Source organism: Mucilaginibacter sp. (assembly GCF_028288225.1).
Taxonomy (GTDB): domain Bacteria; phylum Bacteroidota; class Bacteroidia; order Sphingobacteriales; family Sphingobacteriaceae; genus Mucilaginibacter.
On the sequence record NZ_JAQBOC010000028.1, the window covers coordinates 112,333 to 137,496 of the forward strand.

Annotated in this window: 19 protein-coding genes; 10 read left to right on the top strand and 9 right to left on the bottom strand. The window is 41.7% G+C overall.

The window, feature by feature from the left end:
- Positions 1–96: 96 nt before the first annotated feature.
- The 3 genes from JWQ54_RS08505 (at position 97) to JWQ54_RS08515 (ending at position 2,945) form a co-directional block, all read left to right on the top strand.
- Complete coding sequence (locus tag JWQ54_RS08505) at positions 97–1,290, top strand: threonine synthase (RefSeq protein WP_299583043.1); 1,194 nt, start codon at positions 97–99, stop codon at positions 1,288–1,290.
- A gap of 56 nt (positions 1,291–1,346) precedes the next feature.
- On the top strand, positions 1,347–1,487 hold the full coding sequence (locus JWQ54_RS08510; protein ID WP_299583046.1) for a hypothetical protein: 141 nt from the start codon (positions 1,347–1,349) through the stop codon (positions 1,485–1,487).
- A gap of 456 nt (positions 1,488–1,943) precedes the next feature.
- Positions 1,944–2,945 (top strand): IS110 family transposase, encoded by a 1,002-nt coding sequence (locus tag JWQ54_RS08515; protein ID WP_299583049.1) that lies wholly within the window; start codon positions 1,944–1,946, stop codon positions 2,943–2,945.
- A 121-nt stretch (positions 2,946–3,066) separates the two neighbouring features.
- On the opposite strand, the gene JWQ54_RS08520 is transcribed toward JWQ54_RS08515, so the two are convergent.
- Together JWQ54_RS08520 and JWQ54_RS08525 are read right to left on the bottom strand one after the other, a co-directional pair.
- Complete coding sequence (locus JWQ54_RS08520; RefSeq protein ID WP_299583052.1) at positions 3,067–3,501, bottom strand: hypothetical protein; 435 nt, start codon at positions 3,499–3,501, stop codon at positions 3,067–3,069.
- Positions 3,502–3,661: 160 nt separating this feature from the next.
- A complete protein-coding gene (locus JWQ54_RS08525) occupies positions 3,662–3,964 on the bottom strand; it encodes a hypothetical protein (RefSeq protein WP_299583054.1) in 303 nt (100 codons plus the stop codon).
- A 319-nt stretch (positions 3,965–4,283) separates the two neighbouring features.
- Here JWQ54_RS08525 and JWQ54_RS08530 point away from each other — a divergent pair, with 319 nt between their 5' ends.
- A complete protein-coding gene (locus JWQ54_RS08530; protein WP_299583057.1) occupies positions 4,284–7,454 on the top strand; it encodes an SIR2 family protein in 3,171 nt (1,056 codons plus the stop codon).
- Between the two features lie 279 nt (positions 7,455–7,733).
- Positions 7,734–7,940 (top strand): hypothetical protein, encoded by a 207-nt coding sequence (locus JWQ54_RS08535; protein WP_299583060.1) that lies wholly within the window; start codon positions 7,734–7,736, stop codon positions 7,938–7,940.
- A 155-nt stretch (positions 7,941–8,095) separates the two neighbouring features.
- Here the strand turns inward: JWQ54_RS08535 and JWQ54_RS08540 are convergent, their stop codons facing one another.
- The 5 genes from JWQ54_RS08540 to JWQ54_RS08560 all read right to left on the bottom strand — a co-directional run bounded on the left by JWQ54_RS08540 (position 8,096) and on the right by JWQ54_RS08560 (position 17,384).
- Positions 8,096–10,009, bottom strand: a complete 1,914-nt coding sequence (locus tag JWQ54_RS08540; RefSeq protein WP_299583062.1) for an AAA family ATPase — start codon at positions 10,007–10,009, stop codon at positions 8,096–8,098.
- A 563-nt stretch (positions 10,010–10,572) separates the two neighbouring features.
- The gene (locus tag JWQ54_RS08545) at positions 10,573–13,116 is read right to left on the bottom strand and encodes a TonB-dependent receptor (protein WP_299583065.1); all 2,544 of its coding nucleotides are present in this window, start codon (positions 13,114–13,116) and stop codon (positions 10,573–10,575) included.
- Positions 13,117–13,259: 143 nt separating this feature from the next.
- On the bottom strand, positions 13,260–13,748 hold the full coding sequence (locus JWQ54_RS08550; protein ID WP_299583068.1) for a thioredoxin domain-containing protein: 489 nt from the start codon (positions 13,746–13,748) through the stop codon (positions 13,260–13,262).
- Positions 13,749–13,791: 43 nt separating this feature from the next.
- A complete protein-coding gene (locus tag JWQ54_RS08555) occupies positions 13,792–14,808 on the bottom strand; it encodes a Gfo/Idh/MocA family oxidoreductase (RefSeq protein WP_299583071.1) in 1,017 nt (338 codons plus the stop codon).
- A gap of 146 nt (positions 14,809–14,954) precedes the next feature.
- Positions 14,955–17,384 (bottom strand): zinc-dependent metalloprotease, encoded by a 2,430-nt coding sequence (locus JWQ54_RS08560; protein ID WP_299583074.1) that lies wholly within the window; start codon positions 17,382–17,384, stop codon positions 14,955–14,957.
- Positions 17,385–17,575: 191 nt separating this feature from the next.
- On the opposite strand from JWQ54_RS08560, the gene JWQ54_RS08565 reads away from it, so the two are divergent.
- Positions 17,576–17,995 (top strand): response regulator, encoded by a 420-nt coding sequence (locus tag JWQ54_RS08565; protein WP_299583077.1) that lies wholly within the window; start codon positions 17,576–17,578, stop codon positions 17,993–17,995.
- Here the strand turns inward: JWQ54_RS08565 and JWQ54_RS08570 are convergent.
- Together JWQ54_RS08570 and JWQ54_RS08575 are read right to left on the bottom strand one after the other, a co-directional pair.
- A complete protein-coding gene (locus JWQ54_RS08570) occupies positions 17,992–18,762 on the bottom strand; it encodes an MBL fold metallo-hydrolase (RefSeq protein WP_299583080.1) in 771 nt (256 codons plus the stop codon). The two genes, JWQ54_RS08565 and JWQ54_RS08570, sit on opposite strands and share 4 nt — an antisense overlap.
- Before the next feature lie 63 nt (positions 18,763–18,825).
- A complete protein-coding gene (locus JWQ54_RS08575; RefSeq protein WP_299583083.1) occupies positions 18,826–19,533 on the bottom strand; it encodes an SUMF1/EgtB/PvdO family nonheme iron enzyme in 708 nt (235 codons plus the stop codon).
- Between the two features lie 286 nt (positions 19,534–19,819).
- Between JWQ54_RS08575 and recJ the strand changes: the two genes are divergently transcribed.
- The 4 genes from recJ to JWQ54_RS08595 all read left to right on the top strand — a co-directional run bounded on the left by recJ (position 19,820) and on the right by JWQ54_RS08595 (position 25,110).
- Positions 19,820–21,529 carry a single-stranded-DNA-specific exonuclease RecJ gene (gene recJ, locus JWQ54_RS08580; RefSeq protein ID WP_299583086.1) on the top strand — a complete coding sequence of 570 codons (1,710 nt, stop codon included), beginning with the start codon at positions 19,820–19,822 and terminating at the stop codon, positions 21,527–21,529.
- A 283-nt stretch (positions 21,530–21,812) separates the two neighbouring features.
- Positions 21,813–22,580: an LPS export ABC transporter ATP-binding protein gene (gene lptB, locus JWQ54_RS08585; protein ID WP_299583089.1), complete on the top strand. Its 768-nt coding sequence runs from the start codon at positions 21,813–21,815 to the stop codon at positions 22,578–22,580.
- Positions 22,581–22,705: 125 nt separating this feature from the next.
- Entirely contained in the window at positions 22,706–24,226 is a 1,521-nt protein-coding gene (locus tag JWQ54_RS08590) for a GH3 auxin-responsive promoter family protein (RefSeq protein ID WP_299583092.1), read from the top strand.
- Positions 24,227–24,270: 44 nt separating this feature from the next.
- Positions 24,271–25,110 (top strand): DUF3883 domain-containing protein, encoded by an 840-nt coding sequence (locus JWQ54_RS08595; RefSeq protein ID WP_299583095.1) that lies wholly within the window; start codon positions 24,271–24,273, stop codon positions 25,108–25,110.
- Positions 25,111–25,164 lie beyond the last annotated feature (54 nt).

Sequence of the window (25,164 nt, forward strand, 5' to 3'; positions counted from 1 at the left end):
CAGGAATCGACATAAAATGGAAGTAATATTCTATTTATTGCTGCCTGCCTCTTATTATCTTTGCTCTTAATTCTTAATTTCTTGATTCTTAAAATAATGATTAGCGATACAGAAACGGAGACAGGCTCCCTTATAATAAATTTAACCTGCCCTGAATGCGGCACCATCCATAGTGCTGCGGTTGTAAATACTGTTTGTATAAATGAGGCATGCAGATCAACCCTGTTTGCAAAATACAATTTAAGCGACAATATAGATAAGTCAATTTTGATTGGCCGCCCGGCTACGATGTGGCGCTATAAGGAATTTTTGCCGATTGCTGAAGAGAAGAATATTGTTACCCTTGGCGAAGGCTTTACACCTATAATACCCATTGAAAACCTAAAGCAATTTATAGGCGACAATGAAGTTTTCTGGAAAGATGAATCCGGCAATCCTACCGGCTCATTTAAGGCAAGAGGGATCAGCGCAGCAGTTTCAAAGGCAAAGGAACTGGGGATTGACACAATTGCTACCCCAACCGCCGGTAATGCTGGTGGAGCTTTGGCTGCTTATGCGGCACGTGCCGGGATAAAAGCCGTGGTGTACATGCCCAAACAAACCCCGCAGGTTTTTAAAGATGAATGCCGCCTGTACGGTGCCGAACTGGTTGAGATAGATGGCAATATCAGCGATTGCGGCAGGCTGGTAAATGAGCTTGCTGAGATAAACGGCTGGTTCCAGGTATCAACCTTAAAAGAGCCTTACAGGCTTGAAGGAAAAAAGACAATGGGCTACGAAATTGCCGAGCAGTTTAACTGGCAGTTGCCCGACGTGATACTTTACCCAACCGGTGGCGGCACCGGCCTGATAGGAATGTGGAAGGCGTTTGATGAGCTTGAACAATTGGGCTGGATAGGCAGCAAACGCCCGAGGATGGTGGCCGTACAGTCTGAAAGCTGCAACGGCATTGTAAGTGCATTTAATGCGGGTAAGCATGTATCTGAATTTGCGGACGGTGGCTTTACCATTGCCAATGGGTTAAGGGTTCCGAAGCCTTATGCCGATAAAGTGATATTACGGGTACTGCGCGAAACCAACGGCGCTGCAATTACCATAGGCGACCAGGAAATGAATGCAGCAGTAAAAGAGATAGCCCGCCATGAGGGTATGCTGGTTGCCCCCGAAGGCGCCGCCCTGTGGCAGGCCTATAAAAAACTGAAAGCTACCCAATGGATAAAACCGGGAGAAAAAGTTTTGATGATAAATACCGGCAGCGGGTATAAGTATTTGGAGAATATAGAACTATAGTTGTTGGATCCGATCGTCATTGCGAGGAACGAAGCAAACTCTGCGAAGGACAATCAATGAACCTTGATACTGGTGAGCGTTATACCAGCTTGTTTGGCAGCCACATAAATCATACTTTATTACCGGCAAGCTTAGAGTTTGCTTCGTACCTGTCTGCAAGCAGCCCGGCTCGCAATGACGAGGTGGTAAGTTGTTGATAACTAACATTAATCTCCGCCCGGTGCCGCAAACGTCCCCGGCTTGTGGCCCGCATGCTAAGTAATCCGCTTTTACGCTCTATAATACTTCCAATTTATTAAATTTATAATTACAGCTCATATTTAAAAGTACAGTTTTTGCTTATAATTTATATAGTAAAATAGCGTGCAGGTTATTGTCCTGCAGGTTACTTTGCTTGTTGGCTACCTGTCCTTCGGGCCACAAGCCGGGGACGTATGTTTGAATTGAGATTAATTAGCCATTAATTTTGTTGGAGAGAGAAAAGAAGGCAAGCCGGCAGATACCTCTTGAAGGATATCGTAAGCGTCATTACATTCTTTCCTCTCCTTCTTTATAACCCGAACAGTATTTAGGGAGCTTGGGGCATCCCGCATAATAGTACGTCACAGGGAATAAAGATTTTCCAACAACTTTTATTATCTCAAAACAAATTTATGAAAATCTTAAAGCAATCCATTGGTATTGATGTATCAAAAAATGATTTTAAAGTATGTCTTGGCGTTATTGATGAACAGCTTGAAATAAGCTTAACTTATGAACATACTTATGCAAACGATGCAAAAGGCATTAAACTTTTTATTAAAGACATAAGTGATTTGATAAACAAAGAAACCCAGGTATACTTTGTAATGGAAGCAACAGGTGTTTATCATGAGCAACTTGCTTACACACTTGCGGGCAATGATCTGCCCATTGTTATTCTTTTACCTAACAAGGCAAAAGCATTTAGTAAAAGCATAAACATTAGGGCAAAGTCAGATATTATTGATGCTAAATTATTAAGTCAGATGGGGCTTGAAAGGAAATTAAGTCCCTGGCAGCCTCCAGCGTCCGTTTTTGCTACACTAAAAACATTGACCAGGGAGCGGGAAACATTAGTATTGCAGCGAAGCAAGCTTAAAAATCAATTACATGCTTATAAAACAGCATTTATAAAAACAGCGCAAACAATAAGCCGCATCAAAAAGCATATACAATTCTTAGATAAGCAGATCAGGGAAACCGAAAAAGATATGAAGTTGATTGTAAAACAGAATCAGGATATTGAATATAAAATAAAGCGAATAACGAAAGTGAAGGGTTTGTCTTTTGTATCGGTGGTTACCATAATTGCAGAAACAGATGGTTTTAATATCATTTTGAATCAAAAACAATTGATCGGCTATGCCGGCCTTGATGTTAAAGTAGAGCAATCCGGAACAAAAAATAAAAAAGGCCGGATATCAAAGAAAGGGAACTCTCATTTAAGAAGAGTTCTTTATATGCCGGCTTTAAACGCGTGCAGGACCAATAAAACCATGAAGGTTTTTTATAACAAACTTAACGAAAGACAAAAAGCTAAAAAGCAAGGCATAATCGCGGTTCAAAGAAAACTCCTCCTGCTCGTTTTTTCATTATGGAAAAGCGATCAAGAATATTTAGAAAAATGTGCTTGATTTATTTGCTTTTTTACACAGTATGACGCTTGCGGCAACGGAAAAGCCCTTGCGGCAGCATGGGGTTCTGTCATACTCGCGACAGCATGGGGCTTCCAGCAGCATGGAATCAATTATAGTTCTAACAAGTAGCACTTGAGCCTCTAAAAGAGTAAGCGATAACGTTTTCTTGATGAAATAAACTACGAATTGAATTTTTTATGCTTCTTGTTTTAATAGCACTTGACTTTTTAATGGCGAAATATTTGCTCATGAAAATTACTCTTAAAACAAAGCAAACAAAATTAATGTTAAAGACAGAAAGTTTAATTAGTCTATCATATATTGTAAAAAAATTATTTGATAAAGAAATTAATTCTGGATGGATTTCTTTTTTTATTGATTCAAAAGCCTTTTTGTTTTCTTCGATTTTTTTTTCAGAAGTCATTAATTCTATCCTTAGCATAATTTTTATGTTAGCATATTCTTTATTTACAACTAAAAATTTAAAGCTTTTTAGAAAAGAAATTAAATTACTACTTGGATTTATCTTTTTTTCAAGTATGAACATTTCCATATTATCGTATACGGAAATTAGTTCATTAAAATAAATTGTCCTTTTATTAATAATGTAATTATGGATTAGATAAATTATCCATGCTATTATTACAATGCAAACGATTAATGTTATCATATTGGTTAAATTACAAACAGTTAGGTTAAATGTTTTATTTTAATTATTTAAAAAACCGTTTAAGTCTATTAAAGAATTGCTTGTCTTTTTGTTCTACCTGGACATCCTTTAATCTTTCTGACACTAAAACCTTGCAAACGGTTATAAAATCATCTTTTGTTTTTATGGTTTTTTCGTAACTATCTTTTAATGCTTTATTTCCTACTAATTTATTATAAAAATATGCAACAATTAAACCTATAAGTAACCCAAATAAAAAATCTTTGTATTTCTCAACTCCATTTGTGACTAATTTTTCGAAGCTTTCATTAAGAGTTTTAGTAGCCTGTTCAGTAACTTTATCCATTAAAATAAGGTTTATCGGATAAAGTTATAATAACCTTTATAAATAGAAAATATTTTTATTTATTTTATCACGTAAATGTATATAAAAAAGTTTGCAAAGATAAAATATTTAATCGCATAAAAAAATATGTGTTTAGAAATGTAGATTATCGTCATAAATTTATCTCCGCTGCAGCATAAGTATGCATCGCTTAGTTTAAAGTAGCGGGTATTCCCCTTACTATAGCGCGAGAAATTAAAATAGTTTCATAGAAATCAAATTAGTTATTTTTTATTTTAAAAAGTAAGTTTATATTCAAAAACTTAAATAAACCTTAGGCATGAATCACATTCTTGATATAAACGCTAATGAAGAGGCCCTGTATCCCATTTTTGAAAAAATTTTTGATTCCCATGGAATACTATTTCTTGGTGCAGGAGCTTCAGTAGGAGAAAAGGTATATCTAAGCAAGCAAATAATTGAATACTATGAAGAATATCTTGGAAAGTCATTGAGTGAACCCAATATCACAAAGTTCGTGGACATTCTATCTGCTGATGCTGATTTTAACAGAAAACATTTGGATGGCGAAGTTGAAAAAATGCTACGAAATTTGCCTGTAACCGCTGGTCATGAAATTTTAGCAAGTATCCCCTGGCAAGAAATAATTACAACCAATTATGATTTATTAGTCGAAATGGCCTACGACAAAATCCGTTCATCATCAAACCATCTTTATGATATTGTTCCAATAAGGGAATTAGCTAAGTTAAATTATAAAAAAAGTAATACTGAAGTAAAATATATTAAACTAAACGGATGTATAAGCGAAAAAATCAAATATCCTTTGGCATTTTCAACTAACGATTTTTCGAGAATAAATAAATTTTACAAAAATGTTTTACACGAATTAAAGGACATTTCTGACTCTACGATATTTATTTCAATGGGATATTCATATACCGATGAATTTGCTAAACAATTCTTAGAAAAATTTGACAGTACAGGATTTAGAGAACGTAGGTGGATATATAATGTTGATCCTTTTCCCAATATGAGCGCATTGCCATATTATACCCAGCAGAGAATTTGCATAATTAAATGCAGTTTTCAGGACTTTTTTCTAAAGTATAAAAAATGGGAAGATAAAAACCTTCAAGTAACTATAAGGAGAAAAAAAATAGTTCTAAGTGATAACAAACTGAGCCCGATACAAATACCTACTCGCCTATCTATTAATCTTGATAATTCCATCAGTCAACTTAATGCAAATACCAGGGATAAATTCGTTTCCGAATTGGATTTTTATAAGGGAGAGGAACCGAATTATAATTTAATAACAAGAAGCGTTGACGTAATAAAAACTAATCTACTAAATGATGCTAAGATTCAAATTGAAAACGCGCTTCATGAAAATGGCGCAACTTTTTTACCGATTTTCTTTCTAACGGGCGAATATGGCATAGGTAAATCAACATTTACTTTAAGGCTTATACATGAGTTCTTAAAAAACATTGATTCGAATACAGTCGCATATGAGATATCAGATTTTCATAGGCTAAAATCAGAATATATTATTGAACTCTTTAAATACGTTAAAGCAAAGTTTGTTATATTTTATTGTGACGAAGTTGAAGTAGAAAGCACTTTCAAATCATTATTAGAGTTAAGAAGAGAACTAAGCGTCGAGCAATTCAATGATTTAAATGTGTTTTTTCTAGTTCCAATAAGGGAAAATATTTTGTTAAAATTTAAAACTCACAGGGAAATTAAAAAATCCTATGAAATAAATTTAAGTAGTAAATTAAGTGAAGCCGAGGTTGAAGAGCTTTTAGAAAAACTGAGATCAGTGGGTTTAGTTCAATTTAGAGATGTATCTGAGAAAGAAGAGCTAATAAGAAAAGTTAAAGATGATTACGATAATGACTCATTTTTATCCTTATTAAAACTAGTGACAAATGGCACACATTCAAACGATTTGGTTAGTGCTTATGATCAACTTTCAAAAGATGCGAAACAGGCATTTATATTTACAGCATTATTACATAGACATAGACTTCCTTTACCAGCAGGTTGGTTAAAACATGCTATATCAACTTTGGATTGGGACTTATTTATAGAGAAGGTTATTAAAGCTGAAGGAAAAGGACTGTTACTTCAACAGCGAATGTCATCACATGGTACTGAACCAGATTTATATTTTAAAACAAAGCATCCCTTAATTGCTAACGAACTAATTAATCAAATTTTACCTTCTCAAGATAAGCAATACGAACTATATGAAAGATTATTAAAATCAGTAAATCCAGGTATTACAAATTCCTATTTGGTTAATGACTTATTAAAGATTCTTATAAAAGAGGACAATTTCTCTAAGGCCAAAATAAATAAGTTGTATGATGTTGCATATGTAAATCTATCTGATGATCCACATTTCTTGTTAAATTTTGCTACTAACCTACAATCCAGAAATAATATATCCGATTTAAAAAAAGGTTTAGAAGTCTTAATTTATGCTGAATCCTTATTTGATTATAAAAATCACAGGTTTATTCATCGAAGAGGCATTATAAACTTTGAATTAGCCAAACAATTTTTTGAAAAAGACAGTACGGATAGTATCGTCTTTAAATATCTGTATGAAGCTTTAGATCTATTTCTAACTAAACAGTTTTTGGATCCTTTCTCTGCATACGGATACGTAGATTACGTAAGGTGTTTAATTTGGGAGAATAAAAACGTTTTAATTGATCAAGAAGACAAATTGCAAAATCGAATAAAAATTGAAGAGTTACTAGATTTAGCTGAAAGAGTGGTTACGGATGAACTAAGTTGGGTATTATCACTCAAAAGTCAGTATGTTTCTTCATTGAGGAATGGTTTAAGCGAAGTTGCTTATAAAGCACAACTTATTGAACTTTATGAAAATATATATTTAAGGCCTTACGCATGTATACTTTTATACAATTATTATCAAAACCAAAAGATAGTTGATAATGAAGAGTTAAATAATCTTGTCAGCGAGATGGAGAGCTATTTAGACAATAAAGAAGTTGCTAAATTTCTATTTAAATATTACGGACGACATTTATATGATCCCAATAAGCGTATTAAAATGTTTAATTTACTAAGAAATGATCTGTTTATAGAGAAGGACCTGCCTTTGCAGTTTAATTATTTTCAATTTATAGCCGAATCTTATAATGCGAATTTTGGAGTAGGAAAATCTTATTTAAGCAAAATTACTTCAAATTATTATAATTTAAATCCTGAATTTCACTATTTATGGTCAGACCCTAATGGCATGGTTAGTATTCATGAGAGCTTAATTGTAAAAAATTCTAACAATAAGTTTAAGATGGTCCGTGTGATAAATTATCAGCAATCATTTAAATTAATTAAAGGTGAATATGAAAATTATCCCGTTGGCCAACATGTCGACGTTAAATTGCATTTTTATTTATATGGAATAATGGCCGAGATTGTAAAATCAAATAACGATCAGGGATAGCCCCCGCAGCCGCAAATCTCCCGGCTTGTAACCCACATGCTTAGTAACTAACCTTGCAGCAGCCCAACCAATAAGCTTTATTGAACCCCAAAGCCAGCATTAGGGAAGTGGATACCGGCCAAGCTAGGCCTCAGCGCAGGCCGCGCCCAATGCCTGTAGGCGTATGATCCCGATCTTCGTCGGGGCGGGCCTCTTGCCCGGGCTGCAAGCAATGCCCTTTTGAATAAGCTGGCAGTTTTGAGTTGGCAGCAGGCAGTGAGGAATCAGGAGCAGTAGAGTGTGGCAGGAGCAGGGAATACTATAAAACATGCTGAAATAAGTTACCCGGGACAAATTATATTGAACGTGCAATGGGATGTCATCCTGAGCCTGTCGAAGGACGACGTGCGCAGAGGCCTTTGCCCGCATGATTCGACGGGGCTCACCATGACATCCAGCGCTTGTTATTTCCCCTTCAGAATTTCGTTTCAGCAGGGTCTCTCATAGAGGACCCTGCGCTGTGGTTTGCAGGAATTTTTGACATGAGATGATTTTCTACCGCATACCTGGCAGGCGGCGCAGGGTCCCTTTCAGGAGACCCTGCGGGGACAAAGCCCAGGGTGACAAAGGCTTTTTAGTCAGTTTCTTGCCATTCCTTGTCGTCAGGGTCTTTCGCCCCGCAGCATCGCCAGTTCCATGTGATATTGTTTGACAAGGTCCCGGTAGCCTTTTGAGCGGAGGACGTGATCCGGACGGCGGGGCATGAGGGGATGTTCAAGATTTTTGCGCACCACTTCTTCGATAGACTCGAGGTGGGGTGGATCGGGGATGCATTCTTCCATTTGCACATCACTCATCTGCACATCCGCACATCCGAAATCCGCACATCTTCCAGCATCCGGGGCGCATTCCTCCGTTTGTATAGCTGCATGGCGAGGGCCTTCGCACTCGTCGTCCTTCGACAGGCTCAGGATGACACCCGGCAATTCCTCCGTTTGTATTTCTGTATGGCGAGGGCCTTCGCGCTCCTCGTCCTTCGACAGGCTCAGGATGACACCCGGCGATTCCTCCGTTTGTATTTCTGCATGGCAAGGGCCTTCGCGCTCGTCGTCCTTCGAGTGCCTCAGGATGACAATTGCGCGCTCATCCATTTTTGCATCACTCATCTGCACATCGGCATCTTCCATAACACACCCCTGCACCCCTCTCAAGAGGGGAATCGCTGCTGGCCCTGCTTCTTCTATCCGCACATCTGCACATCCGAAATCCGCACATTCTCCCAAATTTGCACATCCGAAATCCGCACATCCTCCCACATCCGCACATTCTCCTGCATCTCCCAATCGTTTTATGATCCGGAAAACGGTGGTGGAGGCGAGGCCAAGCTGGGCGGCTATCTGGCGGATGGTGAGGCACTGCTTGTTGAGCTGGGCTATGCGGGTCTCGGTATTTTTGCGGTATTGTTCGTTATAGGTTGCAAGGTGATCGCTTTCGTAACCCTGGCCGCTGAACTGAAAATGCAGGAAGGGGCCGGTTTTTACAATGGCGCCGAAGCAGATGTTTGCCGCGCCGTATTCCTCGCTGATGCTGCGCTGCTTGATCTGTTTGAGGTAGCGGAGTCCGGCGGTTTGCTGACTCTCGCCGATGGCGAAGGCGCTGTCGGCGAGGTTGATGAGCATTTTGCTGCCCTGCAGATCGTTGCGTGAAAGCGGTTTGGTGGTATTGCGTTTGGGCGTATGGGCCAGCACCAGGATGGAGATGCGGTACCGCCGCTTGATGTTTTGCAGGTATTCCATTAAATTTAAGGCGCCCGCTGCGCTCTGCGTGCCATAGCGCAGGCAGGTGATGTTATCAATAATGAGCACTTTTGCCTTGCAGGCCAGCAGCGCATTTTCGATCTCGTTATTTATAAACTCCTCGTAGGTGTTAAACCTGTTTTGTTTACTGGAGAAGGGGTTGAGCGTGGCCCTGAAAAAGTTGCCGTTGAAGGGGTGTTTGCCATCCGCGGCACTGCTGTAGCGGCGGCGGAACTGCTGGTCGCTCAGCTCAAAATCAAAATATACCACGGGAGCGGCGGGGAGCGTTAGTTCGAAGCCGGGGATGGGCAGGCCGCGACTTATGCTGTCAGCAATTTGTACAGCGAGGATGGATTTGCCCACGTTGGTATCGGCAAAAAGGATACAAAGCTCATCCTGCATCCAAAGCTTGCCCAGCAGCATGCCGGCTTCAGGCTCGTCGTCGTCCTGCAGCTGCCAGTCGGTGCCCGAGCGGATGATGAAAGCGCCGGTGTTATCGTATTCATACTCATAGTCGCCAGGCGTGGTTTCTTCCGGATCGTCTTCATAATCGTAGTCATATTCTTCCTCGTCTGGTGCTGGTACTACTTCTTCTTCCGCTGCTACTGCTACCCCCGCTGCTACTCCCACTGCCACTTCTTCTTCCTGACTTTTCTTAAACAAAAGCTCCATATCGTCCTCCGTGACCAGGTTGGCGCGGGTGTCATTCCTGATGGTTTCAATTACAATGGAGCGCACAAATGGCGAGTATTTGGATTTGGTTTGTTTCTTCTTTTTCATGTTGTGTTGGGGATGGCCGGGCAGTGGGGGTGAGGGACAGTGCTAATATCGGGATTGGATTTGGGAAAAGTGCTGACAGTGTTTTGTCAGTAGGGGTATTGGCGGGGAGGATTGGGAAGAATCAAAACAAGCAGTGGCCTGTGCGATTCCTTCCTCGGGGAAGGGAAGGTAGGGGTTTCGCGAACTATGTTACCCTTGCTTTTAAACCTCAACAAGCGTAAAAGCCTGGCGTAGAAACCCCTCCATACACCTCCCAAGGGAGGGAATCGCACGGGCGGGTCTTTTTATAATCGTCTGAACTGCACCCTTGTTGGAGTTGTCTCCAGTAAGCAGGATGAAGCTTGGGATGCCCTTATATTTTACTGCCCACTGCCAACTCAAAACTGCCAACTTTTTTAAAAAGGCTGTTCCACTTGTTCCGTTTGTTTCACGCATGCACATTGTTCACCAGGGAACACGCGAAGATGCGTTGCCGGATCGGGGGGCCGGGCACAAAAAAAAGACCTGCCAATTACGACAGGCCCTCATCATAGGCATGAAAGAAAAGATCTTAAAATGGTTGCTTATCCTTTTGACTTTGCACCTTGCTGGGCCGGAGCTGTTCCGGAACCGCCGCCTTGTACAGCGCCGCCGCTATCGTCGGGGGTATTGTCCTGGTCTTGCTGCTGGTTTTCCTTTTTCTCCTTGCGTTTTTGCGGGATGCCGTTGTTGCCAAAGCGGTACGATAGGCTAAAAATAGCAGTACGGGTAGAAAACCGCCTTTCAGATACCTGGTTTGAGGCAAAGTATGGTGTATTAATGTTGATATCCGAGCGAAATTTACGGGTATTAAATATGTCGCGCACGTTGCCGCTAAAGCTCAGGGTTTTGGTGATGTCGTATTTTACACCACCATCAACCCCATACATGGCACGCATTTTACCCTGCGGAATTACCTGCGGACCCTGGTAGTCGCCGCGGATCTGGAAGCCCAGCTTTTTAAAGGGTTTCAGGTTGGCAGTTAAATTGCCGTTCCATGCATAGCCTGATGTGGTGGTTAAACCCAAGGCTGCATCACCGTCGATATGGCGGTAATAAACGTTCACGTTGCCGGTAAAGTCGATGGCCGCGCTCGGGCTTACCTTGGCTATCAGCTCATAACCGGCGTTTGAGGCGCTTTTTATGTTCTCGAAAGTAGTTAGCGTAGTATCCAGATTTGTTGGACTAAGCGGCGTTGTTATGCGCTGGATAGCACCGTTTGTGAGCCTGTAATACAGTGACGAAGTAAGCGTAACGCTTTTCCAATAGTTAATATAGCTCAGCTCGAACGAGTGGGTGTCTTCGGGGCGCAGGTCGGGGTTACCCTGCTGGTAGTTCAGCTTGTCGCTTTGGTCGAGGAAAGGCGAAAGCTGCCTGTCGCGCGGGCGCGATACCCGGCGGGTGTAGCTCAATTGCAAGGTTTGATTTTCCGACAGTTTATCTGTTAAAAACACGCTTGGGTAAACGCGGAAATAATCCTGTTTATGCGGCACGGTAACACTATCACTCAATGAAGTACGGATGTGTGAATCTTCCAGGCGCAAGCCAACCTGCAGGCCAAAATTACCAAACTGATGCTGGTAATTGGTGTAAGCCGCATTTATGTTTTCCTTATAAATAAACCTGTTGCTCAGGAAGGGGTTATAATCAAAGCCGCCGCTGGTATTGTTTAGGGTATCAACCACATAGTTGTTATCGCTGTTGTTGATGTTGCTCCTTACGCCGGCTTCCAGCTTGCCATTGGCTAGCGGCAGGGTATAATCTGCTTGGATGTTCCAGTTTTTTCCTCTCCCAACGGTAGTATTGTGTTGTTGGGTACGAAGGTATGAAGACGCGCTGTAATCATAATATTCGCTGAACAGGTTGTCGAAATTGTTGTTCTTATCCGTTCCGTAATTGATGTTCGCGGTTAACTCTTCGCCCTTCGTTTTATATTTATGGCTGAAATCAAGGTTGAAATCCACATTGGTGCCGCTGCCATTTGAGCTATTATTTTGGTTGATGCGTTGCTGTAGTATGCCGTTTTGCGTGATAAGCGTGGCGCCATTCTGTAGGCGGTCGCGGTCGCGGATGTTGACATTGGTTGAGAAGCCCAGCGTTGTTTTAGGATCTAAATTAATATCTATGCCGCTGCGGATGTTTTGCCCGGTAAAAGTAAATTGCTGATTTTGGGTTTGATTTTGGGTTTGATTGATGGTATCGGCAATGGTGGTTTTATTTGAAAAACCATCGCCGACTCTTGTGCCTTTTCGGTAGCTGTAGTTGGCATAAACATTTACCTTGCTATTTTGGTAGGCAATGTTAAAGTTGCCGTTATAGGTGTTTTGCGTACCCACCGATGCCGTTGCCGACCCTGTAAAGCCTTTTTGCGCGTTCTTTTTTAGTATGATGTTGATAATACCCGACTGCCCCTCTGCATCGTATTTTGATGACGGGTTGGTAATTACCTCGATAGTTTCGATTGAGCTGGCAGGGATAGATTGCAAAATGTCAGCAATGTTACCGCCGGTTAAGGCTGATGGCTTACCGTTTATTAAAACGCGAACACTGCTTGATCCGCGGAGACTCAAATTACCGTCCACATCAACCTGCACCGATGGCACATTAGCCAGCAGATCAGTTGCCGAGCCACCCTGACTAACCAGGCTCTGCTCCACATTAAATGATTTTTTGTCAATTCCCAGCTGGATCTGGCTTTTTTGTGCGGTTACTACCACTTCTTTCAGCAGGCTCTTGCCCGGGCGCAGTTTTATGTTGCCGAGATCAATTATCCGTTTTGCAGGGCTTATATTAATACTATCTTTCAAAAAGGGCGAATAACTTACATAAGTTGCCCGTAATGAATACTGGCCATCATCAACCCCGGTAAGAGAAAAACTGCCCTGCAGATCGGTCTGCATGTTTTTTACGGTATGATTATCTGATTTACGTATAAGCGAAACAGTGGCAAGCTCAAGCGGACGGTTATTTGCCGCATCAACTAATTTGCCTGATATAGTACCACCAGCCGGGGTTTGCTGGGCATTAACAGTGACAAAAGAAAATATGCAAAGTGAAAAAAAGGTCGTTTTTATCAAATTCGAATTCATAATACAAAAATCACCTTTTTACATTTTACATAGCAATAATGCTTGTAACTTTGTTGATATTCTAAGGTAATTTTTTGGTTACGGATAAGAGAGCCAGCATGGCGGCGAGTAAATATACAAGCGAAATTAATGCTAATATGCTCTTACAGTTTTTTAACCGCAGCTAATATGTCTTCAACTTTAGGGTCTTTATCAATATACTTTACCGGTTTACCAATTTTATCATAAATGGCAATGTATGGGGTAGTAGCTACATGGTAATATTGCTGTACTTTGTAGGTGTAGCCTTCAGTGCCAACCGTCCAGTTTGGATATTTTTTCAGATCAAAATCACGGGCAAAAACCTGGATCGCTTTAATTTGCTGTACAAATGTTATCATTATTACCTGTACGTTTTTAAGTTCCTTCATATGCGGTTTTAGCTCGAACATTAAATGCTGGCAATGGCTGCAATCAGGAGCAAAATAAATGATCATAGTAGCTTTATCCTTTTTAAGATTAGCCGGGGTTATATTAACGCTGTCGGTAGTTAATATTTTATAAGGGGGAATGGTGGGCGGCGGGGTAAAAGTTTGTGCATTAGTGCAGCTAACAGCCGCTATAAGGCATAAAAAAAATACTAATTTCTTCATTGTTTTTAATTGCAATTTAACAGGGGACATATATACGATATTTTTACTTTTCAAGCAATTCTAATTGCCAGGCAACATGCTCTTCCGTTACTGGGAATAACGCGTTATTGCGGATTGTGTGATGAACGGCGTCAAATAGACCGTTGTAATTTCCTTTTGGCGGTTTTATATATTCGATATTTTTTTTGTTATCGAGCCCCATAATTACCAGCTTGCCATCACTGCCTTCGGGTTCAATGCCAAAACCGGGGTCGGTGGGCATCATGCCATTGTCAAGCTGGGCCTCCTGGGTATCGCAACGTTCTTTTGCCAGGCTTCCCAACGTTCCGTAAACTGCAAAGCCGGGCAATACTTCAGCCATCAGCAGGCCCGAAGTTAAGTATACGTTCAGCTGGTTGGGGTATTTTAGATGATAGTTAAAATAATCAGGCACTTCTGATCCTTCACGGTAAATACCTGTTGTTTTGGTAAAGGTTAAAGGCTTGCCAAATAAGGCTATTATATTATCAATAAGATGCGGCCCAAGGTCATAAACCAAACCATTGGCCGGAGTGTCCCTGCTCTCCTTAAACAATTTTGGACTAAGCGCAGTTTTATACCTGTCGAACCGCATGTGGACCTCTATCAGCTCACCCAGTCTGCCACTTTCAATTACATCCTTTACCAGCATAAAGCCGCTATCGTACCGCCGGTTTTGGTAAAGCATCAGGTGCAGGTTCTTCTTGCGTGCCAGGTCGAACATTATCTTTACTTCAGCGCTGGTTGCTGCGGCAGGTTTTTCGAGCAGTACATGCTTGCCCGCATTCAGCGCTCGCAAGGTGAAATCAAAATGGGTATTGTTGGGGGTATTGATAACTACCAGCTCAATTTCATCATCAGCCAGCAATTCGTCAATGGAGCTGTAACTGATAACATCCGGGTAGCGGACCGCTGCCTTTTTCTCATGCCGCTCAACAACGGCTTTAAAAGTAAACCCGGGATTGGTAGTTAAAAATGGCGCATGAAAAATACGTCCCGACATTCCGTAGGCCATCAGGCCCGTTATGATTGGTTTTGACATAGCTTTGTATAAAAAATCATGTCATTGAGAGCAAGAGCGTGCAATCGCAAACCATGCATGACCGTTTCGCAAAGTTCGCGATTGCATCGTACTTCTCAATAACAATCGGTTAAATAAATCCGAAATCGAACATTCTAAATCCGAAATCAAAAATCCCCTTCCCCAATAGGGCTTCCATCCGGCATATCCACCGCCGCTGCCGGCTTAAACTGGGCGGGGTCTTTTTCAAAGGCGTTGATCTGCGAAAGTCCGAATATAAGGTTTGCTTTAATATTATCACCCGCCGAACGAAGGCTGATGACCATCCATTTTCTCAAATCGTCTATTTCCATCAGGGCAATTCCCCTAACACTTTCGGCTGCTTTGTTGTTAGCTGCCAGGGTTAATAACTGCTTTAGGGTTAAATTGTTCACCAAGCGCTGCAGTTCGCCTTTATAGCCGCTTTGCTGCGGGGCTTTCCAGGTTTGGGCCACAAGCTTTTCCATTACAGCAATTAACCCCGGCTGTGCATTGTCTCTCGAATTATATTCAACCAATCTTGCATCACGCTCCGGATTCAACATAAATTTAAGTGTAGTAGCAGCCGCAGATTCAGCAGCATCCATCGGGTCAAATGTCAACCCGGTGCGCGATTTAAACAACTCCCTCGTCCTGGGGTAACCATCAGGCCTTGGCGGAATTTTTTCCAAAAGCTTTTCAGGCAGCGCCAGTGCATTCGGACTAATGGTTAACATCAGCGCATTAAAAGCCTTCCACTGCTCAGCCGGCGGAATAAACCGGGCAACTGGCTGGCCATCGTTTTTAATAGCATAGGTATAGTATAAGCCGCCGAGCATTTTTGAGGCTGCCTCAACCTGGTAGCGGTGCAGCAGGTATATGGGTACCAAAGGCTCCTCAATGGTAGCCACCGGCGCATCCTGCCTTATCGCTTTTTCCGAAAAGTTATCCAGCAAGCGCCTGCGGATGTCCATCAGCCTGTTCAGCTCATCGGCTGCATTTTTGCCATTGTCCCACAAATGGGCCAGCGGATGTACGCTGCCCTCAGGCCGGGCATCTTCATCAGTTATAAATAGCTGCCCCTGTTTTAATGTTTCGGTTATAATTCCTTTTAAGGCTTCGTCTTCATTTGTGCCTGCCGGGAAATCCTGGTAGCCGTATAAAATGGCGCGTTTGTCCCATGTGCCAATTTCGGGAGTGTAAGCATTGGACAGGTCGATTGTTCCGTCAGCAGCTAAAGTAAATGCCGGTGGCGGATAATCCATTACCGATGCCCTGTTATTTGTACTGGCAGCAAAATTATGCTGCAGGCCAAGGGTATGCCCAACCTCGTGCGCGGCAAGCTGGTGCAGGCGGGCTATGGCCATTTTTAACATTTTATCGCTTGTGGGTTTGCCGTCTTCATAAGGCTGTAAGAGGCCTTCGGCAATTAAAAAGTCCTGCCTGTCACGCAATGAGCCTAATGACACCTGCCCTTTTATGATCTCCCCGGTGCGCGGATCATTAATAGATGCTCCATACGACCAGCCCCGGGTTGAGCGGTGGATCCACTGGATGATATTGTACCTGATATCCATCGGGTCAGCATCTTCCGGTAGTAATTTTACCTGGAAGGCATTTTTATACCCGGCTGCCTCAAAGGCTTGGTTCCACCATGATGCGCCTTCCATTAATGCAGTCCGCACAGGTTCGGGGGCGCCTCTGTCTACATAATAAATAATCGGTTTTACCGGTTCGCTCATAGCAGCCGCCGGGTCCTTTTTTTGCAGCCGGTGCCGGGCAAGCATGCGCTTAACAATGGGCTGATCTATCGGAGTAGCATAATCCATATAGTCCACGCCATAAAAACCGGAACGCGGATCAAATTTGCGCACTTTATAATTATCATCAGGCAGTTTAATAAACGAGTGGTGCATCCGCACAGTAACCGAATTAGGATCAGGCGTTACCGAGCTTATTTCGCTGCCTTTAGCTTTTCCAGCCAATGTTATTGTAGCCTCAAATTCAGCGTTCTCCGGGAATGCTTTGGTATTTGGTAAATAAATGGCCGAGCGTGACTCATCAAGGTTGAAATTTCCCTGGTCGCTGCTTCCTAGTCTATCCGCAAGATGGTGACTATCGCGCAGTAAAAAAGGGGTGAAGTCAATTAATACCTTATCACCGTCCTGTGCTTCGGCCTTAAACCCCCATATAACAGATTGTGCAAATGCCTCCTCAACTGATTTTCTTTCATCAGCGTTATTGCTAACTGCCCTGTAAGCATAATTGGGTTGCATCAGCAATACCTTTGGCCCGCTTTTAACAAATTTAACTATCCTGCTATTGCCAATTTGCCCGCGGTCTAAACCCAAATCGTTTGACCCTACGCCGGCAGGCAGGGAGTTAACATACAAAAATTCGGTATTCAGCTTATCAATTTCAAGCAGGATCCGGCCGGTGCTTTCATCCCAATAAAAATTAAAATAGCCTGAGTATTTAGTTAAACCTTTTACCTTAGATTCAATATCGCCGGTTTTTTGGGCACTTGCAGCCTGTAAAAAGTTAATTAACAGTAAAAAAAGCAGGTAAATTTTTTTCATTATCAGTTATAGGAATGTTCGGTCTAAAGTATTAATTTTAATCAATATTACCCAATTCACTGGTTGATTGAGCAATCAATCTTTAGATTTATCGTTTAACCATTAACTGTAATTTCTTATTCAATTTATTCTTAAAAGGGATATAACCTTTAAATCTTTGTTGCGTATAAAGCATATCATAATTTATTTATATGGAGTTTAATAGCAGATCCGTTAGTATTTTACTTGTTGATGACGATGAAATAAACAACTTCATCTCTATTAAGTTGATAAAGAAAGCGCTTACGAATACCGAGATCATGGCTTGCCTTAACGGGAAATATGCTATCGATCAACTGGTTGAGATCCAGAAGGCGGATCCTGAAAAATTGCCTGATTATATTTTGCTGGACATAAATATGCCAATTATGAATGGCTGGGAGTTTTTAGATGAATTTAAACGCTTAAATGTTGATCCGGCGGGAAAATGCAAAATTTACATCATCTCATCATCAGTATTTAGTAACGATATTAATAAAGCACGCTCATACCCACTTGTAAAAGACTTTATATCGAAACCGCTTAATGTTGAAAAGATAGTTGAATTATTTAAAGTTGAGGATCCTGCTTAAGCAGGAATAACCTTAAAATGATCATCATTATAAACAACTTTACCAACACATAATGATTTTGCATGGTAAAATAAACAAGTCCAGCCTTCCCCGGCGGCAATTTTACCATATTCTTCTCTTAACTGCATAGCTTTACGTCCGTCATAATCATACTTAGCAATAAACTTCCGCATCAATTGCTCTGGCTCAGGTAGTTCATCGCCACCAAAAAAACATTTTTCACCATTGCTTTCCATCCATATAACCATGTGGTACGGAGAGTGACCGCCTGATAATTCATACCTTATTCCCGGTTTAAATTCACCGCTGCCCTCAACAAGGGTTAGGTTGATGTTGCCTTGTAATGCTGCAAAAATTTCTTTATGATAAGATGATGAAGCGCCGGACAGCGCTGTTTCCCATTCTTTTTTCTGGATAACATGCTGTGCTTTAGGAAAGTTTGGCACCAGTTTGCCACCACGCTCAACTACCAGGCCGCCGGAGTGATCATAATGCAGGTGCGACATAATAACCAGGCTTACTTCATCCGGATCAAAGCCTGCATTACGGATATGCTGGTGGATAAAAAGCTCATCCCGGGTATCTTTATAGCCAAGGCCTGTATCTAAAAGTATAAGATCGGTATCGGTTTGTACTAAAAAGGGATTAACATGGATAAATAAAGACGCCGGCCTGTCCTTGGGGCTATCCGTTTCAGGATTAAAAGGAATAAATTTTTTGGTTATATCAACAGAATAGGAGCCTTCGCTTAATGTGAAAATTTTCATTAATGTATTTTTTTGTTCGTTCAAGCGTCAACACTTAAACAATTATTACTTATTTAAACTTTTTTATTTGTCCTTCAAATTTCTTGCTACCCGAAATCCAAGGTCATCAATTTTAAACGATGACGGGTGGCTGCGTCTGCGGTTAGTGGCCAAACAACCTCTTGCTTCGTCACACCAGCCACCGCCTCTGAATATGCGGTATGAGCCATAAACTGTTTCATCGTAGATGTCCGAGCACCACTCCCACACATTACCCAGCATATCATACAACCCCCATGAATTGGGCGCTTTCAGGGCTACATCATGTGTCGTTTTTTCTGAATTGTCCTTATGCCATGCAATGGCATCAATCTCTCCGTACCTGCTTTCCGTAGTACCTGCTTTACATGCATATTCCCATTCTGCTTCAGTGGGGAGCCGGTAACCGTTGGCTTTTGGGTCAAATGTTATTTCGGTGCTGTTAGCGCTCAAATAATACCAAGGTTGCAATCCCGCTTCCCGGGAGAATAAATTACAAAACATCACCGCATCTTTCCATGATACAGTTTCTACCGGCTTTTTATCCCCTTTAAATGAAGCAGGAGATTCTTTTGTGATCCCAAAATATAGTTCCTGTGTAACGGGAAACCTGGCAATCAAAAAAGGTTCTATGTCAACACTCCATTTATGCTTTATTCTGTCATCTCTCAACTCAATTTTTCCACCCGGTATTTCTACCATTTGATTATTTATTGCTGAAATACCTGGTGTGTTAAAATTGTTCTGATTCAAAATTCGCAGTTTGTTATTTTTATAAATAGGTTTCCTAACCTCTGATCACTAATCCCTATCTTTATGTGCCCGTTCAAGCGTCTTCGCTTGAATGAAAACCATTGTAAGCGGCCACGCTTACGTACAATATGGTAAGGTAATTTAAGCGTGGACGCTTAAATTTTGGTCATTCAAGCGTGGACGCTTGAACGGGCGTTAGTATTTCGTTTGTTAAAAAAAATCTGATCTCTAATCTCTAACCTCTACTCACTAATCTATATCTTTACCTTTTTTAAGCTACAAAGATATGAATAAACGGTGGGCAGTACGAGAAAATGCTGACGAAGAGGAAGTAAGAAATTTGGCTGCCGCGTTAAGTATTGATCTCGTTTTAAGTACCTTGCTGATACACAGGGGTATTAAAAGCTATGATGAGGCCCGCCTGTTTTTCAGACCTGATAACCGCCACCTGCACGATCCCTTTCTGATGGCCGGTATGGAGCAGGCTATATTGCGGATAGAGGCTGCAATGGCCGCCGGCGAAATGATCCTGATCTATGGTGATTATGATGTTGACGGTACCACCGCCGTATCTTTAGTATACAGTTTCTTTAAGAAATATTACGATAAGCTGGAGTACTATATTCCCGACCGGTACCTGGAAGGATACGGGATTTCGACTAATGGAATTGATTATGCACACGAGCATGGCTTTAAGCTGATAATAGCGCTTGATTGTGGCATTAAATCGGTAGATAAAATTGCTTATGCCAATACAAAAGGGGTTGATTTTATCATCTGCGATCATCACCTGCCCGGCGATGTATTACCTGGCGCCGTTGCCATCCTCGACCCAAAACAGCTGCATTGCACCTATCCTTTTAAAGAACTGTCAGGCTGTGGCATCGGTTTTAAACTGATCCAGGCGTATGCCGAAAAAAATAATATTCCGTTTAGCGAGGTTGATTGCTACCTTGACCTGGTAGCTATAAGCATAGCTTGCGACATTGTACATATCATCGGCGAGAACCGGGTGCTTGCCCACCTGGGCCTGCAAAAAATAAATAATAATCCGTGTATGGGCGTTAAAACCCTGATGGAAGTTGCAGGCAGGGGGAATAACTACACTATATCTGATGTGGTGTTTTTACTCGGTCCGCGCATTAACGCTGCCGGGCGCATTGACGACGCCAAACATGCAGTTGAGCTGCTGATTGCGAACGAAGAAAATGCTGCCAAAGAAAAAAGCCTGCTTATCAATGTTAAAAATACCGAGCGCAAGGGTCATGATCTATCTATTACCGATGAAGCTTTGGGGATGATAGACAATGATGAGGTACTGATAAGCCGTAAGTCGACCGTATTGTTTAATGAGAACTGGCACAAAGGCGTTATCGGTATTGTGGCGTCCCGCTTAACAGAAAAATATTATCGCCCAACCATAGTGCTTACCCGCTCAAACGGGCATGTGGCAGGTTCGGCACGTTCTGTTTTGGGATATGATTTGTACGAGGCGCTTTGCGGCTGCAGTGACCTGCTGATCCAGTTTGGCGGGCATAAATATGCCGCCGGACTAACTATGCACCCTGAAAATGTGGAAGCCTTTATAACCAGGTTTGAGGAAGTGGTGAGCGCCACCATTAAACCCGAGCAATTGATTCAGCAGATACAGATTGAGGCAGAATTACGTTTAAGCCAGGTAGAACCAAAGTTTTTCAGGATCCTGAACCAGTTTGCGCCCTTCGGGCCCGAGAATATGGCACCGGTATTCATAAGTAAAAATGTGTATGTTAGCGGATATGCAGGTTTAGTGGGCGGCAATCACATAAAAATGATGGTAATGCAGGAAGATTCTGCTATGTTTGATTGCATTGCATTTAACCATGGCGAATATTTGCCCAAACTGCTAAAAGATGTGCCTTTTGATATGTGTTATACCATTGAGGAAAATATTTGGAAAGAGCGGAGAACGATCCAGTTAAATGTGAAGGGAATTCGTTTTGGCGGAAGTTCATAGTTGATGGTTCATAGTTCATAGTAGAAAGTCCATAGACGATGGTCGATAGTCCATAGTAAGGAGGTTCATAGTTGATGGTTCATAGTTCATAGCAGGAAGTCCATAGACAATGGTCGATAGTCCATAGCAAAAGAATCTTAAACTATTAGAGAACCATATAATCCTTAAATCAATCATGGTTTTAAAACAATCATGGTTTAAAGAATCAGTGAAATCAAAAAATAATCGGTGAAATCCCAAAAAGAAATAATCGGTGTAATCATAAAACAAATCGGTGTAATCAGTGAATTTAAGAGCAGAACATATATTAAAAAGGTATAAGCAGCGTACGGTTGTAAACGATGTAAGCTTCAATGTTTCGCAGGGCGAAATTGTGGGTTTGCTGGGGCCTAACGGTGCCGGTAAAACCACATCGTTTTATATGATAGTAGGTTTGATAAAACCTAATGAAGGCAGGATCTTCCTGGATGATGTAGACATAACCGGCGACCCGATGTACCGCCGTGCACAAAAAGGCATAGGTTACCTGGCACAGGAAGCATCTATATTCAGAAAACTATCTGTTGAAGATAATATAAAGGCCGTTTTAGAAATGGGCACCATGCCTAAAGACCGCCAAAAGGATAAGCTGGAAGAACTGATTGACGAATTTAGCTTGCATAAGGTGCGCAGGAACCGTGGCGACCTGCTCTCAGGCGGCGAACGCAGGCGTACAGAAATTGCCCGCGCACTGGCAGCCGAACCTAATTTTATTTTGCTTGATGAGCCATTTGCCGGGGTTGACCCTATTGCGGTAGAAGAGATCCAGGCTATGGTGGCCAAGTTGAAAACCCGTAATATCGGGATCCTGATAACCGACCACAATGTGCAGGAAACGCTGTCAATAACCGATAGGGCCTACCTGCTTTTTGAAGGTAAATTATTAGAGTCGGGGGTACCCGAAGTGCTGGCAGCAAATGAGATGGTGCGTAAAGTTTACCTTGGCTCGAACTTTGTATTAAAAAGAAAGGTATTCAACTTTGATAAGCCGGTGGCAGAGATTAAAGATTAGAGACCAGAGATTAGGAAGGAATAATCCGGGTTTATATAAATGAGTTCAATCACAAATTCACTAATTATTCACTCACTAATTCACTAAATCGCTAATTCACTAATTATTCACTCACTACTTCTTCCATGACCATTTTCAACTCTGTTTTTACCTGGTTCATGAAAAAGCGGATCCACCAGATCGAGCTTTTTATGAAGTACCCTAATGAAGTACAGGAGGAGTGGTTTGAGCAATTGATCTCGGGAGCTGAACGTACCGAATGGGGGCGCAAGTATGATTATAAAAGCATCATCCACCTGGCCCAGTTTAAAGAACGGGTACCCATTCAAACCTACGATACGCTAAAACCCTATATTGAGCGGATGTTAAAGGGTGAGCAAAATGTGCTTTGGCCATCAGAAATAAGATGGTTCGCCAAGTCATCAGGCACCACAAGCGACCGCAGCAAGTTTATCCCTGTAAGCGAAGAATCGCTGGAGGAATGCCACTTTAAAGGTGGTAAAGATCTGCTTACCATTTACTTTAATAATAACCCCAATGCCCGCATGTTTACCGGGAAGATCCTGACCCTTGGCGGCAGCTACCAGGTGAGCCAGCTAAGCGCCGATACTTCTTTTGGCGACCTCTCTGCAGTGCTGATGAAAAACCTGCCCCTATGGGCTGAATTGCACCGCACCCCGCATATGGACATTGCCCTGCTGGAGAATTTTGAAGAGAAAATAGAAAAAATGGCCTATGCCACCAAGGATGTAAATGTTACCAGCCTTAGCGGTGTGCCAACCTGGAATATCCTTTTATTTAAGCGGATCCTGGAGATAACGGGCAAAACGAACCTGCTGGAAGTATGGCCCAACCTGGAGCTTTATTTTCATGGGGCGGTAAATTTTACGCCGTACCGCGAGCAGTTTAAAAAGCTGATCCCTAAGGATGATATGTACTACCTGGAGAACTATAACGCATCCGAAGGTTTCTTCGGCATCCAGGATACCCGCGAACCCGGCGAAATGCTGCTGATGCTGGATTATGGGATCTTTTATGAATTTTTGCCATTGGAGCACCTGCATGATAAGAGCCCGGAAACACTAACGCTTGATGAAGTTGTGCTTGATAAAAACTATGCCCTCATCATCAGCACCAATGCCGGACTGTGGCGATACATGATTGGGGATACCATAAAATTTACTTCGCTTTCACCGTTCCGCATCCAGATAACCGGGCGTACCAAACACTTTATAAATGCCTTTGGCGAAGAGCTGATAATAGATAATGCCGAACGTGCGCTGGAAGAGGCCTGCCAGCAAACCGGCGCCATTATCCGCGACTACACCGCCGCCCCGATATATTTTAACGGCGATGAATGCGGCGCCCACGAATGGATAATAGAGTTCGAGAAGAAGCCCGCTGAATTTGAGCGCTTTGTAGACCTGCTTGACGAAACCCTGCGCCGCATTAATTCCGATTACGATGCCAAGCGCTTTAAAGACCTTGCCCTGCGCCGGCCATTGGTGCGTAAAGCACCCAAAGGGACCTTCTTTAACTGGATGAAGGAAAAAGGCAAATTAGGCGGTCAGCATAAAGTACCACGCTTGGCCAATAACCGGGAATATATTGATGAGATATTGAAGGTGATGGAGCTGGTGGGGTGATATAGAATTGGAAAGGTTAGAACAATTATTATCAGATAGTAATTATGACAGAAGAAGTATCTAGCCCATATTGGAGTTTAAAAGGGTTGCATTGCAGAAAAATATGTAAACGAGATAGTTATTTAAAAAGTTTTATAGACTACCACTCGAATCTCGAAATAGGTGAATCTAAATTAAAACCGTCTTACAACATTATAAAAAAAGCGAAAAATTTCGACGATCTGTCCATAGAGGAAATTGGAATATTGGGTGAAAAAGCCTGTTTCAGATTTATAGCCGAGGTTTGGAAAAATAATCGAGACCGGCAAAAACGAGAACTGGTTCACCACAATCAAATTTCTGAATCGTATAAACCTTACGATATCTCTTTGTGCTACCAGTCTAACGAACTAATTGTAGAAACGTCTTTTATCGATGTGAAAACTACGAGATATTTTGAAAACACTCCTTTTCATTTGTCTCTTAAGGAAGCAGAATTTGTGAAAGAAAATTATTCTAATTATTTTATTGTTAGAGTTTTTCCACTGTTTGAAAGTCATAGTTATTTTGGGATACAAATCAGCTCAACGTTGGGAATGAATGTTTATAAATTTGATCCGGAGACAAAGCAACAATTTATGGAAGTTGTGGATGAAATGAAGTTAGTTACTCTTGGCTATGGGTTTAAAATAAAATCAGAATGGCTTATACAAATAGGTTTAAAAGACAGTTGGGAATTAAGTCAATATTTTAATGAATATAAGATTAAGACTGGGCTTTATGAACAAGAGCCTGCAATATGGAATTATTTTAGAAATGCTGGTGTTTACAATGACAATGACAAAAAGCTAAAAGACATAAAAATTAATGTTGAGTTTAACGAAATGTTCTTTTTAGTAAAATAGCTTATTATTTTACGACAACAAGGTGAATTATCAGCTCCATTGAGGTCACGAATT

Excerpts from the sequence above, each read along its gene's own strand:
- JWQ54_RS08505 (WP_299583043.1), top strand. The coding sequence starts at position 97 with ATGATTAGCGATACAGAAACGGAGACAGGCTCCCTTATAATAAATTTA.
- JWQ54_RS08510 (WP_299583046.1), top strand. The coding sequence starts at position 1,347 with ATGAACCTTGATACTGGTGAGCGTTATACCAGCTTGTTTGGCAGCCAC.
- JWQ54_RS08515 (WP_299583049.1), top strand. The coding sequence starts at position 1,944 with ATGAAAATCTTAAAGCAATCCATTGGTATTGATGTATCAAAAAATGAT.
- JWQ54_RS08520 (WP_299583052.1), bottom strand. The coding sequence starts at position 3,501 with ATGGAAATGTTCATACTTGAAAAAAAGATAAATCCAAGTAGTAATTTA.
- JWQ54_RS08525 (WP_299583054.1), bottom strand. The coding sequence starts at position 3,964 with ATGGATAAAGTTACTGAACAGGCTACTAAAACTCTTAATGAAAGCTTC.
- JWQ54_RS08530 (WP_299583057.1), top strand. The coding sequence starts at position 4,284 with ATGAATCACATTCTTGATATAAACGCTAATGAAGAGGCCCTGTATCCC.
- JWQ54_RS08540 (WP_299583062.1), bottom strand. The coding sequence starts at position 10,009 with ATGAAAAAGAAGAAACAAACCAAATCCAAATACTCGCCATTTGTGCGC.
- JWQ54_RS08545 (WP_299583065.1), bottom strand. The coding sequence starts at position 13,116 with ATGAATTCGAATTTGATAAAAACGACCTTTTTTTCACTTTGCATATTT.
- JWQ54_RS08550 (WP_299583068.1), bottom strand. The coding sequence starts at position 13,748 with ATGAAGAAATTAGTATTTTTTTTATGCCTTATAGCGGCTGTTAGCTGC.
- JWQ54_RS08555 (WP_299583071.1), bottom strand. The coding sequence starts at position 14,808 with ATGTCAAAACCAATCATAACGGGCCTGATGGCCTACGGAATGTCGGGA.
- JWQ54_RS08560 (WP_299583074.1), bottom strand. The coding sequence starts at position 17,384 with ATGAAAAAAATTTACCTGCTTTTTTTACTGTTAATTAACTTTTTACAG.
- JWQ54_RS08565 (WP_299583077.1), top strand. The coding sequence starts at position 17,576 with ATGGAGTTTAATAGCAGATCCGTTAGTATTTTACTTGTTGATGACGAT.
- JWQ54_RS08570 (WP_299583080.1), bottom strand. The coding sequence starts at position 18,762 with ATGAAAATTTTCACATTAAGCGAAGGCTCCTATTCTGTTGATATAACC.
- recJ (WP_299583086.1), top strand. The coding sequence starts at position 19,820 with ATGAATAAACGGTGGGCAGTACGAGAAAATGCTGACGAAGAGGAAGTA.
- JWQ54_RS08590 (WP_299583092.1), top strand. The coding sequence starts at position 22,706 with ATGACCATTTTCAACTCTGTTTTTACCTGGTTCATGAAAAAGCGGATC.
- JWQ54_RS08595 (WP_299583095.1), top strand. The coding sequence starts at position 24,271 with ATGACAGAAGAAGTATCTAGCCCATATTGGAGTTTAAAAGGGTTGCAT.